This is a genomic window from Flavobacterium phycosphaerae (assembly GCF_010119235.1).
GTDB lineage: Bacteria > Bacteroidota > Bacteroidia > Flavobacteriales > Flavobacteriaceae > Flavobacterium > Flavobacterium phycosphaerae.
Genome location: NZ_JAAATZ010000001.1, coordinates 2,370,209 through 2,385,455, shown reverse-complemented (window position 1 = coordinate 2,385,455; position 15,247 = coordinate 2,370,209). Strand labels below are relative to the sequence as shown.

The window sequence follows — 15,247 nt, the reverse complement described above, 5'->3', positions numbered from 1 at the left end:
ATACAATGCCTAAAACTTTATTTCAAAAGTTCCAACAAAACATCTCGAGCATTCCCATGCCTGAGAAATTCACTTTTCCGTTTTATTACGAGCCGCATCCGTTGAGCCTCATTGCCGCTAAGGAACTACAAGACTACCTGAAATCACAAACCGATTTTGAGCACAATTTTGGTTTAAATGAAAGTCAGCAAGGCCTTGTAATCGGAAAAATGTTTGGCGTATTGGTAGTGCAAAATCAACAAGGGGAATTAGGCTATTTATGGGCCTTTTCCGGAAAATTGGCTGAACAAAATCATTGGCCTTTATTTGTGCCTACGGTATTTGACATGCTAGACCACGATGGTTTCTTTAAAAAAGAGGAAATCAACATCAATCAGCTTAATCGCGACATTGAAATTTTAGAGAATTCGACCGATTATTTAGCTTCAATTGATAATTTGCAAAAAGTCACACAACAAGCTGAAAAAGAAATTTTTGAACAAAAAATAAAAATAAAATCAGGTAAAAAAACTCGTGCCGAAATCAGAAAGAATCCAACCTCTGCTATCGACTTAGAAACCCTCAATAAAGAAAGTCAGGAAGAAGGGATTTTGCTCAAAAAAATGACTCAATATTGGCAATACAAAATTGAGGAAGCAGAAAAAAAAGCAGAAGAATTTACCACCAAAATCAACCAACTCAAAGAAAGCCGTCGTCAAAAATCGGCTGCTTTACAACAACAATTATTTGAGGAATACGCCTTCTTAAATCAGTACAATGAGTTGAAAAGTTTAGGGGAAATATTTAACGGAAATCCACCGGCGGGAGCAGGAGAATGTGCCGCACCCAAGTTGTTGCATTATGCTTTTCAACACGATTTGAAACCCATAACCATGGCGGAGTTTTGGTGGGGACAATCCCCAAAATCTGAAGTCCGAAAACACGAGCAATTCTACCCGGCCTGTACCGGAAAGTGTGAACCCATTTTGGCACACATGCTGAAAGACATTCTTATGGATGACAATCCTTTTAAAGTCAATCCGGCGGAAGGAAAAGAATTAACCATTGTTTTTGAAGATGAGTATTTGGCTTTGGTCAATAAGCCTTCAGAATTTCTTTCGGTTCCCGGAAAGCAAGTGAAAGATTCTGTTTATAGCCGAATGAAAGAACGATATCAGCAAGCCACCGGCCCTTTAGTGGTGCATCGTTTGGATATGTCGACTTCCGGTTTGTTGCTTATCGCCAAAACAGCCGAAGTCCACAAAAAACTGCAATCCCAATTCATCAAACGACAAGTTCAAAAGTGCTACATCGCCTTATTAGATGGCTACATAAAAGAAGACAAAGGCCTAATCGATTTACCCTTGCGAGTTGATTTAGACAACCGTCCTAATCAATTGGTTTGTTATGACTATGGCAAACCGGCTCAGACAAAATGGGAAGTAATTACAAGAAAACCCAATCAAACGTTAATTCATTTCTATCCTATAACAGGCAGAACGCATCAATTGAGGGTTCATGCCGCACATCCATCGGGTTTAAACGCTCCTATCGTTGGCGATGATTTGTATGGAACAAAAGCTAATCGGTTGCATTTGCATGCCGAAAGTATTACCTTTCAACATCCTATCTCGAAAGAAATGATGACGATTACCGTGGCGGCTGACTTTGAGTAACAAAACCTTTAAACCAACTACTAATCCGCAAACAATTTGGGTAACATGAAAAAAATATTGATTTTTAGTTTTGCTTTAATTAGTTTTCAATCGCTTTGGGCACAATTTACCAGAAAAGATTCGTTGCAAGGCGGTTTGCGCCCGGAGCGCACTTGTTATGATGTACTGCGTTATGACTTAAACATCAAAATCAACCCGGACGATAAATCAATTACCGGATATAATGACATTACTTTCAAAGTAGTTGACAATACGGCTAAAATACAATTGGATCTGTTTAAAAACATGCAGATTGATTCCATTATTTGCAATACCAAAAAAGTACGTTACAAAAGAGAATTTAATGCCGTTTTTCTTGATTTCGTTGAAAAACTAACTGCCGGTGCTGAGCAAAAGATTCGCTTCTATTATTCGGGAAAACCTATAATCGCTAAGCGTGCGCCTTGGGATGGTGGTTTTGTTTTTGCTACAGATATTCAAAAAAAACCTTGGGTTGGTGTAGCCTGTCAAGGCACCGGAGCCAGCTTATGGTTTCCTTGCAAAGATTCTCAAAGCGATGAACCTGATTTTGGAGCCACTATGAAAATTGCTGCGCCTACCGGTTTAACAGCCGTTTCTAACGGAAAACTGTTAGGCTCCGAAGACCTATCTAATGGATATACTCGGTGGGATTGGGAAGTTAAAAATCCGATTAACAGTTATGATATCAATGTAACTATTGCCGATTTCGTGCATTTTCATGACAATTACAAAGGGCTGGACTTAGATTATTATGTTTTGCGTGACAACGAAGAAAGAGCCAAAAAGCAATTTGAAGGAGTAAAACCAATGTTGGATTGTTTTCAGTCTAAATTTGGCACCTATCCATTTGCTGAAGACGGATACAAACTAGTGGAAACGCCATATTTAGGTATGGAACATCAAAGCGCTATAGCCTATGGCAATATGTACCTGAAAGGTTATTTAGGACACGATCGTTCTGAAACCGGAATCGGAATGAATTTCGATTATATTATTGTGCATGAAAGCGGACACGAATGGTTCGGCAACAGTATCACAGCCAAAGATATAGCCGATATGTGGCTGCACGAAAGTTTTACCACATACAGTGAAGCGGTATATGTGGAGTGTCAATATGGGTACAACGAAGGGCAAATCTATGTCAACGGATTAAAAAAAACTGTTAATAATGATGGACCTATCCTTGGAAAATATGGTGTGAATCATGAAGGTTCGGGCGATATGTATTCTAAAGGAGCGTTGATGCTCAATACAATTCGTCATTTACTTAATGATGATGACAAATGGTGGAAAATACTTTTGAAATATGCTGAAACCTACCGTCATCAAATCATTGACGGGTCAACAGCTATTGCCTTTTTCAACACCGAAACGGGAATGGATTTAACCAAAGTCTTTAATCAATATTTGCGTTACGGAACCATTCCGAGATTGGAATATCGCATTAACAAAAACCGATTGGAATACCAATGGATAGCCATGGTCGAAGATTTTGACATGCCGGTTGATATTAAAATAAAGGGCGAAAAAATCAGAATCCAACCTACCACAAGTTGGAAAACTTCTAAATACAAAGTAACCAACCTTTCAGAAGTAGAAGTGTTGACCAATGATTTTTTTATTAATGTTAATTAAACGGTTGCTAACTTTTTAAGCTCAAATTTTTATATCTCACTAATAAATAGTAACTTAGATTGAATTTTAAACTTTGTTATTATGGATACTTCAGTAAAAGGTTTGAACAAATGGGCTAACGCTCACACAAATTATTGGCTAGACGCACTTCGAATTGCTTTAGGCGTTTTCTTCATCTACAAAGGCGCTCATTTTATTACCAATAATCAAGATTTTGAAGATTTAATTTCACCTGTCAGTAATTTTATGGGGGGCATGCTTACCTTTCATTACATAGCTGCAGCGCACATTATGGGTGGCATCATGATTATTTTCGGGTTGCTTACCCGATGGGCTATTATTGCACAATTACCCATTTTGGCAGGAGCCATTCTGATTAATTTCTTTGGGCAAATGAATGTCGGTAATTTGCTGTTAGCCTTAGTTATTTTTGGAATCAGTCTGTTTTATGCCTTCTACGGTGGCGGAAAACACTCGGCCGATTATTATTTCAAAATGGAAAAATAAAGTTGCTTGTTCCCAAACGCAACAAAAAAAATGCGCTAAGAGTTTGTTCTTTTAGCGCGTTTTTGATTATAGTAAACTTTCTTTTCTGAGGATTTTGCCGGTGGGAGTATCTTTAAACTTGGGAAGAAAAACAACCTCTTTAGGTTTTTCATATTTGTCTAATGCATCAAATAACGTTGTTTCAAAATTCTCCTCAGCCCCTTCTACAACCAGTATAACTTTTTCGCCCAACTCCGTATCGGGTTTAGCAGCAATAAAAAAGCGCTGATGAATTTTACCGGACAATTTCTGCTCTATCTGTTCAGGAATCAGTTTTATCCCGCCACTATTAATTACGTTGTCCATACGTCCTAAAAACACAAACTGATTTTCATTAACTAATTCTACAATATCATTTGTCACAATAACATCATCGGAAATTCGGGGTGCATGAATAACCAAACAATTTCTATTATCATAAGAAATAGTAACGTCAGGCAAAACCGTGAATGCCTTTTCTCCCAATTTACGAGCCGCAATGTGAGTAATGGTTTCGGTCATCCCATAGGTTTCATATACCTCGGTTTTCAGTTTTAATAATTGTTTCTCTAATGTTTTATTAAGGGCTGCCCCGCCAATAATGACCTTTTTCACTTTCTTTAATTCTGCTACCGAATGCTGTGCCTGCAAAGGAACCATAGCCACAAAATCAAATTCGGTTTCATTATTACGCAACGGATGAGAACTTGGCGCCGTAAATTCTAAATCAAACCCCAAAATCATAGCACGTACCAGCATCATTTTTCCGGCTACGTATTTTACCGGTAAACAATGCAAAGCCTTATCACCGGGATGCAAATCGAAGAAATCTCCCGTAGCTAAAGCCGAATGCACCATCGCCTGCTTACTTACACTGATGGTTTTAGGCGTTCCTGTGGTTCCCGAGGTTTGCATTTCAATATAATCTTTAGAATCAAACCAATCCAGTAGAAAATCGCCCACCGGCTTTTCAAAATCTTCTCCTTCTTTAATGAAACTGTACGCCACACGGCACAAATCCTCTCGGTTAAGATGAAATCCATTCAGTTTAAACTGATTGTGTACATTTTCGTAGGTTGGGTTATTCATAATTTTCGATGTTTTGTGTTGGTGTTGCAGTAGTTTCGACAATATTACCCATTAGCTTTTCTCTCCAATTGGTCCAATGGTATTTTTTACTAAAGATAAATAATAGCAACGGGAAAATGATAAGAACAGGAGCCAAAATTTCAAACCCAACTGAAGGTGTAGAAGTATCTTTAAAGATCGAATTCGTTTGAAAAGCAGACCAGTCTGAAGTAATCAGCAAAGCACCAACCAAGTTATTGGCAGCATGAAACCCCAAAGCCAGTTCCATTCCTTCATCCATCAATGTTATAATACCCAAAAAGAAACCTGTTCCTATATAATAAACCAAAATGATGTAGCCCATTTTGCTGACTTCCGGATTGAAAATATGCATGCTCCCAAATATCACTGAAGTCAATACCAGAGGAAACCAACGGTTCTTAGCCAAAAGCGCGAAACCTTGCATCAAATATCCTCGAAAAACATATTCTTCTGTACTAGTTTGAATGGGAATCATCAGTATACCAATTATCGCCAAAATCAAAAACGGAATCGGTTTAAAATTATAAACAAAGTCACTCGGGTTGCTATAATACATTACCAAGGTTGACCCGGCGGTAAAGGTTCCCCAAACAGCAAAAGAGAAAAATATCCTGCTCCAATCTACTTTTTCTCTTGAAGTGGTGACCGATAAAAAGGTTTGTTTATGAAAATGGCGTACCACCAAAATTATACCCACAAAAGCAAAAACAAAGGAAAGCAAGATGAGAAATAAAGTCAGATTTGGAGATAAAACTTCATCATTCCAGTATCAGTCGTTGGGTAAGGTTTTCCGCTGGAAAATGATTTAAACGCAACAGCAATAGCTAAAGGAATTTGACCAATAGTAGCTGCCAAAATAATTAATATAGAGCCTACAATATATTTCCAAAATTTATTGTGTGGAAAAAAACCGTTTTCTAAAAACATATGCTTGTATTTTTGTTTTGCCTAAATTAACTTTTTTCTAGGAATATTAATTACTTTGCAGAAAAAAAGATGGTACAAGTACTTCATAACCCAAGATGCGGAAAATCAAGAACCTGCTTGGCTTTTCTGGATGATTCCCACAAAGAATACGAAATCATCAACTACTTAACCCACCCTCTTTCGGTAGATGAAATAGAAGTGCTGCTCCAAAAACTTAAGGTAAAACCAATTGAAATTGTTCGTCAAAAAGAGTCCATTTGGATAGAACAATACAAAGGAAAAACACTGTCAGACAAAGCCATAATCGAAGCCATTGCTAAATATCCAATCTTGTTGGAAAGACCTATTGTTATTGACGGAGATAAAGCCATTATTGGTCGGGAACTGGACAAACTGAACGATTTCATTTAGCTTCAACAACTGTTATTTAACAAAGATTTGTGAAATTGAGCTTAAACCAAAACGTACTTTTGCAGTTCTAAGCGCTAAAAATTTCAAATGAGAAACTTCCAGATTATTGCTACCTTATTGCTTTTATGCACTACCTTCTTAGCTATTTCGCAACAAAAACAAGAACGAGCCAAAATCACTATCACCGGAAAAGTAATTGAAAAAACCAGTAAACTTCCTCTGGAATATGCTACGATTACTTTAAAAAACAGTAAAAATCCGAAAATGATTTTTGGAGGAATAACGGATAACAAAGGTGACTATTCAGTTGAAATTAATCCCGGCGTTTATGATGTTACTCTGGAATTCATTTCATTTAAGCCAACCGTAATGGCTCAAAAAAAATTAACCGAAGCTACTAATTTAGGGACGATTGGTTTAGAAGAAGATGCTACACAATTAAACGAAGTGGTGGTTCGTGCCGAAAAAACTACGGTGGAAATCAAACTGGATAAAAAAGTATACAACGTTGGACAAGACATGATTGTAAAAGGAGGAACGGCCAGCGATGTATTGGATAACGTACCTTCTGTAACTGTTGATGCTGATGGGAATGTAGCCCTGCGTGGCAATGATAATGTCAAAATCTTAATTGACGGAAGACCTTCCAATGCCATTAATATAGCCGATGCTTTGCGAACCATTTCGGCAGATGCTTTAGATAAAATTGAAGTAATCACAAATCCATCAGCGCGTTATGATGCTGAAGGCGGTGGCGGAATCATCAATATTGTATTGAAAAAAGGAAAAAACCAAGGTATTAACGGAACTGTAATCGCTACCGTTGGTGATCCGAGAAACTACGGATTAGTAACCAATGTCAATTTCAAAAGCGAAAATTTCAATCTGTTCTCCACCGTTGGCTACAATGACAGCAAATCTCCCGGAAAATCTTTAACCGATACCGATTACCTGAACCCTGACGGAAGTATTCAAAAAACCATCAACGAAAGAAGTACCAGAGAAAGAGGTCGAAAAGGATTCAATTACACCATCGGTATGGATTGGTATTTAGACAAATCGTTGACATGGACAAACTCGTTCAACTATAGAAAAAATGACGGCGCTAACCCGGATAATGTGTTTTTGTATAATTATGAAACCAACAACAATTACATCCGAAATCGTTACAACGACCAATTCACCAATACCCGAGATTTAGAATATGCTTTTAATTTTACTAAGAAATTCAAAAAAGACGGCCATAAATTAACGGTTGACGGCTCCTTCTCTAACAATTTGGATGATGACGATTCCACCATCACAGATTATGTATTGGGACAGGAAAGTTTAGCAAAACAAGAATCAACACTGAATTTACAAACCCAAAAAAGAAACTTATTCCAATCAGATTATGTATTGCCAATAGGTAAAAACAGTCAGTTTGAAGCCGGCTACAAAGGTGATTTTAATGAACTGTTAACCGATTTCAGAGTAGGCAATATTGATGGAAGTGGAAATTACATTCCAAATGCCAACTACACCAACAAACTCGACTACAAAGAAAAAATCAATGCTTTGTACACTCAATTTGGTTCTAAAATCAATAAATTCTCTTATTTGTTAGGCTTGCGCTATGAAGATTCCAACATCGATATCAACCTGTTGACCACAAATGATTTCAATAATAAAAGATACCATAACTTTTTCCCTAGTGCCTTCCTAACCTATCAATTGAATGAAGAAAGTACCGTTTCATTGAATTACAGCAAACGTATTTCAAGACCACGTTCCCGTTTTATCAATCCGTTTTCCAATTATTCGAGTAACGTAAATATTTTTCAAGGAAACCCCGACATCAATCCGTCACTAACCGATGCTTTTGATGTTGGCTATATGAACAAATGGGGAAAAGTTACCTTCTCCACCTCTATGTATTTTAACACCACGAAAGACGTTTTTCAATTCATAAGAAGACCCAGTGGAAATTATGTTGTGACTACAGTTGTTGACGGTGCTGACATACTGAATGAAAACGGACAAGTAATTCAAGTCGTAGGCGGTGCCGATATTACCACACCGGTGATTTTGTCTACGCCTATCAATTTATCCAAAGAAGAACGTTTCGGGTTTGAGTTTAATATCAATTATACACCCTACAAATGGTGGAAGCTAAACGGGAACTTCAACTTTTTCCAAAGCAAAACCTATGGAAATTACTCTTACACCTTAGAAAATACCGAAGAAACAGTTTATCAGGATTTTGGCAATACCGCTGCCAGCTGGTTTACCCGCGTTTCTTCTAAAATAAACCTGCCGTATAAAATTGACTGGCAAACCAACGCCACTTACAATGCACCGCAAACCAATGCACAAGGAAGAAGTTTGGGTGTATTGAGCGCCAATTTAGCCTTCAGCAAAGACATCCTGAAAGACCAAGCCACTATCGCCTTAAACGTAAACGATGTTTTCAATTCTCGAAAAAGAATCAGCGAAACCAATCTGGCTACATTAAATGCCTACAGCGAACAACAATGGCGTCAACGTCAAATCAATCTTTCTTTCACTTACCGTTTCAACAAAATGAAAAACGACAAGGAGAAAGACAAAAGACCAAAAGGAAACCAACAAGACGATAACGGCGATTTCCCCGGTTAACATAACAAAAAAGTCCCGAATTATCGGGACTTTTTTATAAACGCTTAGTTTTAAACTACGCTGTTTGTTCGGCTTCTCTTTTTGCTTTTCTTTCTTGCAATAATTCTTTCACACCACCAAAAATCCAATAAGGAACGATGAAAGTGACTAAGAACATCATCAACCAAAAACCAATGGTTAAAATGGTTAAGAACGCTAAGAAACCTAAATACTGTTGAAATTCAAACATGTTTTCCGGAATTTTTTGAATTATACGCAAATGTAAGTTGAATAATTCAGTCGACCAAAAACAAAACTATTTTTATTCAACAGTTTTAACCGTAAATTTGTTAATAATCATTAGGAGCTGTTCCGGCTGTCCACTATATCTTTTGCCTCGTTTGCAACGAGCCAAAAGGATGCCGTTACCATCCGGGCTAGGGTTCCTCCTATAAACAACACATATTATGGAATTTAGGATAGAAAGTGATACCATGGGCGAAGTAAAAGTCCCTGCCGATAAATACTGGGGCCCCCAAACCGAACGCTCCCGAAACAATTTCAAAATCGGGCCAACTGCTTCTATGCCCAAAGAAATTATTTACGGTTTTGCCTATCTGAAGAAAGCAGCAGCCTATACCAATTGTGATTTAGGAGTACTTTCCGCAGCAAAACGAGATGCCATTGCTCAAGTCTGTGACGAAATCCTCGCCGGACAATTAGAAGACCAATTCCCCTTAGTCATTTGGCAAACCGGTTCAGGCACCCAAAGCAACATGAACGTGAATGAAGTCATTGCCAACAGGGCTCAAGTACGCGCCGGTTTTAAAATTGGCGAAGGCGAACCCGTTTTAAAAGCCAATGACGAGGTCAACAAATCACAATCCTCCAACGATACTTTTCCAACAGCCATGCATATTGCGTGCTACAAAATGGTTATAGAAACTACAATTCCTAATATTGAAAAACTCCGCGATACATTAGATACCAAAGCCAACGCTTTCAAAGACGTAGTTAAAATTGGCCGCACTCATTTGATGGATGCTACCCCATTAACGCTGGGTCAAGAACTTTCAGGTTATGTTGCACAACTCAATCACGGAATTAAAGCACTTAAAAATACCTTACCTCATCTTTCCGAATTGGCGCTTGGCGGCACAGCGGTTGGAACCGGTTTGAATGCCCCGATTGGTTATGATGTCAAAGTCGCCGCATACATTGCTCAATTTACCGGCCATCCGTTTGTAACAGCGCCCAACAAATTTGAAGCCTTAGCTTCCCACGATGCAATAGTCGAAAGTCATGGTGCTTTAAAACAATTAGCCGTTGCCTTAACGAAAATCGCCAACGATATCAGAATGATGGCCTCAGGTCCGCGTTCCGGAATTGGAGAAATCCTCATTCCTGAAAACGAGCCGGGTTCGTCTATTATGCCCGGTAAAGTGAATCCCACCCAATGCGAAGCTTTGACTATGGTTTGTGCTCAAGTCATGGGCAATGATGTAGCCATTACGGTTGGCGGGCTGCAAGGGCATTACGAACTGAATGTCTTTAAACCCATGATGGCAACCAACTTTTTACAATCGGCACGCTTGTTAGGTGAGGCTTGTGCTTCGTTTGACGAACATTGCGCTCAAGGTATTGAACCCAATTACAAACGCATCAAAGAGTTGGTAAACAATTCACTGATGCTGGTTACCGCTTTAAATACCAAGATTGGATATTACAAAGCTGCCGAAATTGCACAAACTGCTCACCAAAATGGAACCACCTTAAAAGAAGAAGCCATTCGTTTGGGCTATGTAACAGCTGAAGATTTTGAAGCTTGGGTAAAACCGGAGGATATGATATAACTAAAAAACCCACTTGGGGAAGTGGGTTTTTAGATCTGTCAAAATCAAACAAAACAATAATCAAACTATTATTTTCTCTTTGTACGCATGGTTATTAAGGTAATTTTTTAATAAACATGTTAGTGTAATATTTTCTCCCGGATACCGGGTCAGTCGTTACGGAAATTCCGAAATGGGTGAAATTCCCTTCAATGTTGGCTCTGTGTGTCGGACTGTTCATCCAGGCACTGAAAGCACTCTCTGCAGTGTTGTAATTGTAAGCTACGTTTTCGCCTACTCTTTCTGCTCCTAATACTTGTTTGAAATTGTCTGAGCGTTGTTGAAAGTAATCGTGGTTTACCACTTTATTCTCAATCATGTAAAGGTTGTGCTCTTCTGATTTGTAAGAGATGTGATTGATAACTTCTAAAGTATTCAATCCAATGCTTTGACGGTAATTGTTGATTAAAGTAACCAGCTTTGACTCAGTGTCGTTGTAATTGTAGGTAGTTACAACTTTTTTGTCTGCTGTAGTGTCTTCAGAAGAATCAGAAGAACAAGATACCATAGTGAACACGATTGCTAACGGCAACAATGCTCTAAACATTTTTGCTTTCATAGTAGTAGGTTAAGTTTTTAATAAAGTAGATGTGGGGCAAACACTTTATTGAATTAATATTGACAGAACGTATTGTTTGATTTGGTTAGACAATTTTACGTATTTTATCGTTTAAAACACAAATAAAATCGATAAACTACACTTTTTATTGTTTTATATAAGAGTAATTCTTACTTAAGTGCATTTCATCGATGCTGAAATTGCATACCGCCAAAACTAAAAAACCACTCCGAAGAGTGGCTTATATAATTACACGATTTGTTTATATTATTTCAAGGTGACAGACGATCAATCTTCCAAGCATAATCGTCTTGGAGTTGATAACGTATCCTATCATGAAGACGATTGGCTCTTCCCTGCCAAAATTCTACTTCAACAGGACGGACTAAAAAGCCACCCCAATGCTCAGGTCTTACTATGGTTTTTCCTGCTAAGTCGGTTTCAAGTTGTTTTAATTTTTCATCCAAAAAATCGCGTGACGGAATCACTTCACTCTGTGGCGAAACAATAGCGCCCAGCTTGCTGCCATCGGGTCTGGAATCAAAGTAATTATCCGAAATGATTTCAGCGGTTTTCTCGGCTATTCCTTTAATTATAACTTGACGCTCCATACTGTGCCAAAAAAACGAAAGACATACCTTAGGATTGGCAATTATGGCTTTTCCTTTTTCAGAATTGTAATTGGTGTAGAAAATAAATCCTTCTTCGTTGAACTTCTTGAGTAATACCACACGAGATTTTGGGAAACCATCTAAACCATGAGTAGCGACCGTCATAGCATTAACTTCTTCGGTACCGTTAAACGCTTCGGTTTCGTAAAACCATTTATGGAATAGGTTGATAGGATCTTCCGGAATGTTGGTTTCCAGCAGTTCGCTTTTCTCGTAGGATTTTCTATAGTTGCTTAAGTCTTTCATTATAGTAGGATTCTCTTGGTGTAAAGTTACTAAGTTTTTAGGTAAAATAAGGACTCCTCTTTAGCCCTGATGGGAGTGGCTACCGTGTAGCGCGGACAGCAGGAATTGCGATTACTCACAAAGCCCGAGCCTTTCGCTCCTACTTATAGTCGAATACTTTACCATCATCAGCCAAGACCGTGTGAGGAAAAATGGTAACCGCTTCTTCTTTAAAAAGTTCAATATTGCTGTAACGCGTGCTGTAATGGCCCAAAATCAATTCGCCCACATTGGCTTTAAGAGCAATTCTAGCGGCTTCTTTGGCGGTACTGTGCATGGTTTTTTCGGCTTTGTCGGCTTCGGTTTCCAGGAAAGTGGTTTCGTGGTAAAGCACGTCAGCGTTTTGAATTATCGGAATAATGGATTCATCATACATAGTGTCACTGCAAAAGGCGTAGCTTTTCGCCGGTTCAGGGTCAAAGGTTAATTCGGCATTTGGAATGATGGTTCCGTCATCTAAAGTGATGTCGCCGCCGTACTTTATTTTTCGGTAATAAACGGGATCTATATTATAGTCTTCGGCTGCTGCAACATTTAGCTTTCTTTCTTTGGCTTTCTCCTGAAACAAAAAACCATTGGTATAAATGCGGTGTTTTAGCGGAATGGTTTTAACCACTACTTTCTCATCTTCAAAAACCACTTCGCTCTCTTTGGATTCCAGTTCGTGAAAATACAGGTTATAGCCCGTAAAAGAATTAGAATAGCGCAGTTGCAACAATATTATTTCTTTAATGCCTTTGGGTCCGTACACATGCAAATCGGTTTGTCGGTTGAGCAGCATGAAGGTAGAAATCAACCCAACAAGTCCATAAAAATGGTCGCCATGCAAATGCGAAATAAAGATGTGGTTGATTTTGGAAAACTTGAGCTTGTTTTTGCGCAACTGCACCTGCGTTCCTTCGCCACAATCAATAAGGAACATACGGTTTCTTATTTCCAGAATTTGAGCCGTGGGATTGGTAATCGATCTTGGGGTGGCAGCGTAGCAGCCCAGTATGGTTAATTTCATTATACTAAAATCCTAAGTCGCGTTCAATTTCTTCCATTTCTATGATGTCATGCGCTTCCAATAGTGTGGGCACCAAAGTAATGCTTTTAGGCACAGCATTGTAGTTCACATTATCGGCTACCAAAACCAAAGACTTTTTCTCCTTTTTATGTGATTTGGTTATATCAGCAAATGCTTTTACATCCTCCATGGTGAGTTCTTTGTCGTGCGATAGGTCGAGGATTAGGTTTTGGTTTTTATACGAATGGCATTCGTGAAGCAGCTTTTGCAAAAAATCCGCTGTATTGCCTTGGGTGTTTTTAATAATAGTGGTGTGGCCTTTGTGTTCTACTTTCATTTTGATTAAGGATTTGATGATTTAGGATTTTTGAAAAGTTTGAAATCCTAATTCCTAATTCCCAAATCCTAAATAATAATATGACGCTAATTTACTAAGATTTGGTCACTCATCGACTATCCGGTCGATAAAATGTAAAGGGTAATGTCGTTCATGGAATTTATTGGTTTTTCATCGGTAAACTACACGTTTTTTTAACATTTCCTAGACGAACGACACAAAAAAAACGCTGAAAACCCCCGAATTCATTGGTTTTGTCGATTAAACGACTTTTGAGGTTAGTTATCGAAAATATTTCCGCTGTGAGGACTGTCGCCGTAGTTTTGACTCAAGAAATAACAACAAAAACAAAATATCATGACAACAGCTAATAACACTTCAACTCAAAAAATGTAACTAACGTTAGATTATTTGTTTTATTCGTTTTATTAGTATTATCATCAACTGGAGTATTTGGACAAAACACTACTACTAAAGTTTTACCAACTACTACAACTCAAGTTTCTGTTGCTAAAGAAACTACAATGGTTGTTACAACTGAAACTGCAGTAGCTTCTAACACTATGGATGTTGCTTCTTGGTTAGTTGGAGGAAACAACACTAACAAAGTAAAAACAAACGCTTCTAACTTCGGTAAAAAACAATTAATCAACGCCGGTGTTACTACTAACAGTGTTTTGGTTAGATCTATCTTGAAAAAAGTTGTTTCTCAAGAAAGCGCAGTAGCTTAATTAATAATAAAGTTTAGTTTAGAGTAAATATATAATTTGGTTAGTTTTGGAAATGAAAAGTCCCGATAAGAATCGGGACTTTTTTATTTAGTGTTTTGTTTGAAATAAACTTCGGTGGCGCCTATACCATATTTTTGATAGTTGGCATCTTGAAAGGTTATCATCTCATAACGCCCCAACATAAAGTCGAGTTCCGCTTTTAAAACCCCATCACCTACTCCATGAATAAATACTATTTTGGGAATTCGGTTTCTAAGAGCAAACTCAATGTGCTTTTTAGCAGTTTCCGATTGCAGGGTTAAGATTTCGTAATTGCTCATCCCTTTATAGCTTTTGACTAACTTCTCAATATGCAAATCAAATTCGGGAATCGGATTTTCTCTTTTATTCTTCTTTTCTTTATTGGTATAGTTGGGCTTGGCAACTTCTTTTTCGCTGATGACCTGATTTTTATTGAAATTAATATTCATAGCACCGGCTGTTTTAATCAGCTCACTGCTTTTGAAGGTCATCATAAAACCGTCTGTGGTTTCAATAGTAACCTCCGAACCTTTAACCTCCATCACAATGCCGTCAATAGCATCGTCTAAAACCGAAACCTTATCTCCCTTCGTTAGCATCATCTTCCTCTTCTATGGTTTTGTCTTCAATACTGTGATTCTGGTTGTGCAATGTTTTAGCACTCAATCGCATCATACCATACATAAAGATTACGATGGCAATGATTAAGATAAATATATTAGGCTTGGCCTTGGTTTGTTCGTATAAACCAACCACTATAGCCACAAGCATTACGGGCAGTATTAGTTTTTTCATAACATTTCTTTAATGCTCAAAAATAAAAAAACCAGCCGGATAAGCTG

The 15,247-nt window shown here is 38.0% G+C and carries 17 protein-coding genes; 7 read left to right on the top strand and 10 right to left on the bottom strand.

The window, feature by feature from the left end:
* The first annotated feature begins 5 nt into the window (after window positions 1-5).
* The 3 genes from GUU89_RS10620 (at window position 6) to GUU89_RS10610 (ending at window position 3,818) form a co-directional block, all read left to right on the top strand.
* Window positions 6-1,655: an RluA family pseudouridine synthase gene (locus tag GUU89_RS10620; protein WP_162127884.1), complete on the top strand. Its 1,650-nt coding sequence runs from the start codon at window positions 6-8 to the stop codon at window positions 1,653-1,655.
* A 45-nt stretch (window positions 1,656-1,700) separates the two neighbouring features.
* Window positions 1,701-3,311 carry a M1 family metallopeptidase gene (locus GUU89_RS10615; RefSeq protein WP_162127883.1) on the top strand — a complete coding sequence of 537 codons (1,611 nt, stop codon included), beginning with the start codon at window positions 1,701-1,703 and terminating at the stop codon, window positions 3,309-3,311.
* Window positions 3,312-3,392: 81 nt separating this feature from the next.
* Window positions 3,393-3,818: a DoxX family protein gene (locus GUU89_RS10610; RefSeq protein ID WP_162127882.1), complete on the top strand. Its 426-nt coding sequence runs from the start codon at window positions 3,393-3,395 to the stop codon at window positions 3,816-3,818.
* Window positions 3,819-3,884: 66 nt separating this feature from the next.
* Here the strand turns inward: GUU89_RS10610 and GUU89_RS10605 are convergent, their stop codons facing one another.
* From GUU89_RS10605 to GUU89_RS15345, 3 genes are read right to left on the bottom strand one after another with little or no spacing between them, the layout of a single operon-like run.
* Entirely contained in the window at window positions 3,885-4,925 is a 1,041-nt protein-coding gene (locus tag GUU89_RS10605; protein ID WP_162127881.1) for an AMP-binding protein, read from the bottom strand.
* Entirely contained in the window at window positions 4,918-5,667 is a 750-nt protein-coding gene (locus GUU89_RS10600) for a CPBP family intramembrane glutamic endopeptidase (protein WP_317163887.1), read from the bottom strand. The genes GUU89_RS10605 and GUU89_RS10600 overlap by 8 nt, the downstream gene beginning before the upstream one ends.
* Before the next feature lie 14 nt (window positions 5,668-5,681).
* On the bottom strand, window positions 5,682-5,873 hold the full coding sequence (locus GUU89_RS15345) for a hypothetical protein (protein ID WP_317163886.1): 192 nt from the start codon (window positions 5,871-5,873) through the stop codon (window positions 5,682-5,684).
* A gap of 69 nt (window positions 5,874-5,942) precedes the next feature.
* On the opposite strand from GUU89_RS15345, the gene GUU89_RS10595 reads away from it, so the two are divergent.
* Window positions 5,943-6,284 carry an ArsC/Spx/MgsR family protein gene (locus GUU89_RS10595; RefSeq protein WP_162127880.1) on the top strand — a complete coding sequence of 114 codons (342 nt, stop codon included), beginning with the start codon at window positions 5,943-5,945 and terminating at the stop codon, window positions 6,282-6,284.
* Between the two features lie 87 nt (window positions 6,285-6,371).
* Window positions 6,372-8,921 carry an outer membrane beta-barrel family protein gene (locus GUU89_RS10590; RefSeq protein WP_162127879.1) on the top strand — a complete coding sequence of 850 codons (2,550 nt, stop codon included), beginning with the start codon at window positions 6,372-6,374 and terminating at the stop codon, window positions 8,919-8,921.
* 55 nt (window positions 8,922-8,976) lie between these two features.
* On the opposite strand, the gene GUU89_RS14795 is transcribed toward GUU89_RS10590, so the two are convergent.
* Entirely contained in the window at window positions 8,977-9,150 is a 174-nt protein-coding gene (locus tag GUU89_RS14795; RefSeq protein WP_202924447.1) for a hypothetical protein, read from the bottom strand.
* 217 nt (window positions 9,151-9,367) lie between these two features.
* Between GUU89_RS14795 and fumC the strand changes: the two genes are divergently transcribed.
* Window positions 9,368-10,753, top strand: coding sequence for a class II fumarate hydratase (fumC, locus tag GUU89_RS10585; RefSeq protein ID WP_162127878.1), 1,386 nt, complete (start codon window positions 9,368-9,370; stop codon window positions 10,751-10,753).
* Between the two features lie 94 nt (window positions 10,754-10,847).
* On the opposite strand, the gene GUU89_RS10580 is transcribed toward fumC, so the two are convergent.
* The 4 genes from GUU89_RS10580 to GUU89_RS10565 all read right to left on the bottom strand — a co-directional run bounded on the left by GUU89_RS10580 (window position 10,848) and on the right by GUU89_RS10565 (window position 13,653).
* Window positions 10,848-11,351, bottom strand: coding sequence for a CAP domain-containing protein (locus GUU89_RS10580; RefSeq protein WP_202924446.1), 504 nt, complete (start codon window positions 11,349-11,351; stop codon window positions 10,848-10,850).
* Between the two features lie 272 nt (window positions 11,352-11,623).
* Window positions 11,624-12,268, bottom strand: a complete 645-nt coding sequence (gene pdxH, locus GUU89_RS10575; protein WP_162127877.1) for a pyridoxamine 5'-phosphate oxidase — start codon at window positions 12,266-12,268, stop codon at window positions 11,624-11,626.
* A gap of 139 nt (window positions 12,269-12,407) precedes the next feature.
* Window positions 12,408-13,316 (bottom strand): ribonuclease Z, encoded by a 909-nt coding sequence (locus tag GUU89_RS10570; RefSeq protein WP_162127876.1) that lies wholly within the window; start codon window positions 13,314-13,316, stop codon window positions 12,408-12,410.
* A gap of 4 nt (window positions 13,317-13,320) precedes the next feature.
* Window positions 13,321-13,653 carry a ribonuclease Z gene (locus GUU89_RS10565; protein WP_162127875.1) on the bottom strand — a complete coding sequence of 111 codons (333 nt, stop codon included), beginning with the start codon at window positions 13,651-13,653 and terminating at the stop codon, window positions 13,321-13,323.
* A gap of 524 nt (window positions 13,654-14,177) precedes the next feature.
* Here GUU89_RS10565 and GUU89_RS10560 point away from each other — a divergent pair.
* Window positions 14,178-14,384 carry a hypothetical protein gene (locus tag GUU89_RS10560; protein ID WP_162127874.1) on the top strand — a complete coding sequence of 69 codons (207 nt, stop codon included), beginning with the start codon at window positions 14,178-14,180 and terminating at the stop codon, window positions 14,382-14,384.
* Between the two features lie 83 nt (window positions 14,385-14,467).
* On the opposite strand, the gene GUU89_RS10555 is transcribed toward GUU89_RS10560, so the two are convergent.
* Entirely contained in the window at window positions 14,468-15,004 is a 537-nt protein-coding gene (locus tag GUU89_RS10555; protein WP_162128669.1) for a Smr/MutS family protein, read from the bottom strand.
* Complete coding sequence (locus tag GUU89_RS10550) at window positions 14,985-15,200, bottom strand: hypothetical protein (RefSeq protein WP_162127873.1); 216 nt, start codon at window positions 15,198-15,200, stop codon at window positions 14,985-14,987. Before GUU89_RS10550 ends, GUU89_RS10555 begins: the two co-directional genes overlap by 20 nt.
* Window positions 15,201-15,247 lie beyond the last annotated feature (47 nt).

What these genes read in the sequence shown, in the direction of transcription:
- GUU89_RS10580 (WP_202924446.1), bottom strand. Translation starts at nt 11,351, where the DNA reads ATGAAAGCAAAAATGTTTAGAGCATTGTTGCCGTTAGCAATCGTGTTC.
- GUU89_RS10565 (WP_162127875.1), bottom strand. Translation starts at nt 13,653, where the DNA reads ATGAAAGTAGAACACAAAGGCCACACCACTATTATTAAAAACACCCAA.
- GUU89_RS10605 (WP_162127881.1), bottom strand. Translation starts at nt 4,925, where the DNA reads ATGAATAACCCAACCTACGAAAATGTACACAATCAGTTTAAACTGAAT.
- GUU89_RS10570 (WP_162127876.1), bottom strand. Translation starts at nt 13,316, where the DNA reads ATGAAATTAACCATACTGGGCTGCTACGCTGCCACCCCAAGATCGATT.
- GUU89_RS10590 (WP_162127879.1), top strand. Translation starts at nt 6,372, where the DNA reads ATGAGAAACTTCCAGATTATTGCTACCTTATTGCTTTTATGCACTACC.
- GUU89_RS10615 (WP_162127883.1), top strand. Translation starts at nt 1,701, where the DNA reads ATGAAAAAAATATTGATTTTTAGTTTTGCTTTAATTAGTTTTCAATCG.
- GUU89_RS15345 (WP_317163886.1), bottom strand. Translation starts at nt 5,873, where the DNA reads ATGTTTTTAGAAAACGGTTTTTTTCCACACAATAAATTTTGGAAATAT.
- GUU89_RS10610 (WP_162127882.1), top strand. Translation starts at nt 3,393, where the DNA reads ATGGATACTTCAGTAAAAGGTTTGAACAAATGGGCTAACGCTCACACA.
- GUU89_RS10560 (WP_162127874.1), top strand. Translation starts at nt 14,178, where the DNA reads ATGGTTGTTACAACTGAAACTGCAGTAGCTTCTAACACTATGGATGTT.
- GUU89_RS10595 (WP_162127880.1), top strand. Translation starts at nt 5,943, where the DNA reads ATGGTACAAGTACTTCATAACCCAAGATGCGGAAAATCAAGAACCTGC.
- pdxH (WP_162127877.1), bottom strand. Translation starts at nt 12,268, where the DNA reads ATGAAAGACTTAAGCAACTATAGAAAATCCTACGAGAAAAGCGAACTG.
- fumC (WP_162127878.1), top strand. Translation starts at nt 9,368, where the DNA reads ATGGAATTTAGGATAGAAAGTGATACCATGGGCGAAGTAAAAGTCCCT.
- GUU89_RS10555 (WP_162128669.1), bottom strand. Translation starts at nt 15,004, where the DNA reads ATGCTAACGAAGGGAGATAAGGTTTCGGTTTTAGACGATGCTATTGAC.
- GUU89_RS10620 (WP_162127884.1), top strand. Translation starts at nt 6, where the DNA reads ATGCCTAAAACTTTATTTCAAAAGTTCCAACAAAACATCTCGAGCATT.
- GUU89_RS14795 (WP_202924447.1), bottom strand. Translation starts at nt 9,150, where the DNA reads ATGTTTGAATTTCAACAGTATTTAGGTTTCTTAGCGTTCTTAACCATT.
- GUU89_RS10550 (WP_162127873.1), bottom strand. Translation starts at nt 15,200, where the DNA reads ATGAAAAAACTAATACTGCCCGTAATGCTTGTGGCTATAGTGGTTGGT.